This is a genomic window from Streptomyces huiliensis (genome assembly GCF_020037025.1).
Taxonomy (GTDB): Bacteria; Actinomycetota; Actinomycetes; order Streptomycetales; family Streptomycetaceae; genus Streptomyces; species Streptomyces huiliensis.
Window position 1 is genome coordinate 1 of record NZ_JAIQLH010000263.1, and the last position, 1,822, is coordinate 1,822.

2 protein-coding genes are annotated in these 1,822 nt (G+C 78.0%); both read left to right on the forward strand.

All coding sequences use genetic code 11. From position 1 onward, the window contains the following. On the forward strand, positions 1-846 hold an 846-nt coding region (locus JNW98_RS30495; protein WP_223771534.1), incomplete at its 5' end, for a geranylgeranyl reductase family protein. A gap of 201 nt (positions 847-1,047) precedes the next feature. Continuing rightward, complete coding sequence (locus JNW98_RS30500; protein WP_372459357.1) at positions 1,048-1,653, forward strand: SRPBCC family protein; 606 nt, start codon at positions 1,048-1,050, stop codon at positions 1,651-1,653. Positions 1,654-1,822: the final 169 nt, after the last annotated feature.

A 1,822-nucleotide genomic window follows, 5' to 3' on the forward strand; every position in this document is an offset into this window, starting at 1 on the left:
GTGACCGTCGCCCGCGTCGAGCAGCACGGCCCGGCCGTGCCCGACCGGCGCACCGTCGCCGTCGTGCTCGGCGACGGCTCGACCGTCCTGGCCCGCGCGGTCGTCGGTGCGGACGGCAGCGCCGGCCGCATAGGGGCACACGTCGGGGTGAAGCTCGACCAGGTCGACCTCGGCCTGGAGGCCGAGATCCCGGTGCCACCGTCGGTCGCCGAGGACTGGGCCGGCCGGGTGCAGCTCGACTGGGGCCCGATCCCCGGCAGTTACGGCTGGGTCTTCCCCAAGGGGGACACCCTTACGGTCGGCGTGATCTGCGCGCGTGGCGAGGGCGCCGCCACCAAGCGGTATCTGGATGACTTCATCGCCCGCCTCGGGCTGTCCGGCTTCGAGCCGAGCATCTCCTCCGGCCACCTCACCCGCTGCCGCGCCGACGACTCCCCGCTCTCCCGCGGCCGCGTCGTCGTGTGCGGCGACGCCGCCGGGCTGCTGGAGCCGTGGACGCGCGAGGGCATCTCCTTCGCGCTGCGCTCCGGCCGGCTCGCGGGGGAGTGGGCGGTGCGCATCGCCGAGGCGCAGGACGCGGTCGACGCCCGCCGCCAGGCGCTCAACTACGCGTTCGCCGTCAAGGCCGGGCTGGGCGTCGAGATGGGCGTCGGCCGCCGGATCCTCGCCCTGTTCTCCCGCAAGCCGGGCGTCTTCCACGCGGCGGTCACCGGATTCGGGCCGGCCTGGCGCGCGTTCGCCCGGGTGACCCAGGGGGCGACCACGCTCGGCGAGATCGTGCGGACGCATCCGCTGGCGCGGCGCGTGGTCTCCGCTGCGGACCGGATCCCGGCCGCCCGGCCTTAGGGAGGGGCCGGGCGGTGTGCTGCTCGCGGTGGTCGCGCAGTGGTCGCGCAGTGGCCGCGCGGTGGTCGCGCAGTGGCCGGACGGTGGCCGCGCGGTGGTCGTCGCGCGCCGCAGACAAGCCCCGGCCCGCGGGCTAAGGTGTGCGCGTACGCGGCAGGCCGACCCCCTGGGGGCTCCTGAATGGCGCGCAGACTCCGCCCTGTGGGCGCTGACTTCGCCGGTCCGGACGGCGGCTCGACGCTGCTCTTCCGCACGGCGGGCTCCGGCGGTGCCGCGCCGCTGCGGCTGACCTTCGTCGGCCGGACGGCGGCGCCGCCCGCGCGCATCCACCACGCGCTCGCCGAGGACGTGACGGGGTGGCCCCGCTGGTTCCGCGCCGTGACGCTCGCGCGGCCGCTCGGCGGGACCGGGCGGCGGCGCCGGGAGATCCGGCTCGTGGGCGGGGCCCGGTTCGACGAGACGGTGATGGCCTCCGACGCGCCCCGGCGCTTCGCGTACCGCGTGGACAGCACCAACGTGCCGTTCCTCCGCGCCGTCCTGGAGGACTGGCGGCTCGCCCCGGCCGGCCCCTCCGGCGGCGGCACCCTCGTCCGGTGGACCGTCGCCCTGGACGCGCCCCTGCCCGTCCGCTGCCTCGCCCTCCTCGCGCGCCCGGCGCTGGCCCACTCCTTCCGCGGCGCGGTGCGCGCGCTGGACGCGCGTCTGGCGGGGGCGGGGGCGGGGGACACGGGTGGTTGTGCCGGTGGTGGCAGCCGCAGTGGTGGCCGTGGCGGCAGTGGTGACGGGGAGCGTACGGGAGGCGGGTGAGGGCGCGGTGCGTCCGGCGTGCGTGGTGCGGTGGCGTCCGGCATGCGCGGTGCGCCCGGCGCCCACGGTGCCGTGGCGCGTCACGGAAGGGGCTCGCCACGGCGGTGGTGCGCCGCGGGCCGCGGCCCCGGCGGCCCGTCGCACGAACCCGGCCGCGAGGCACACCGCC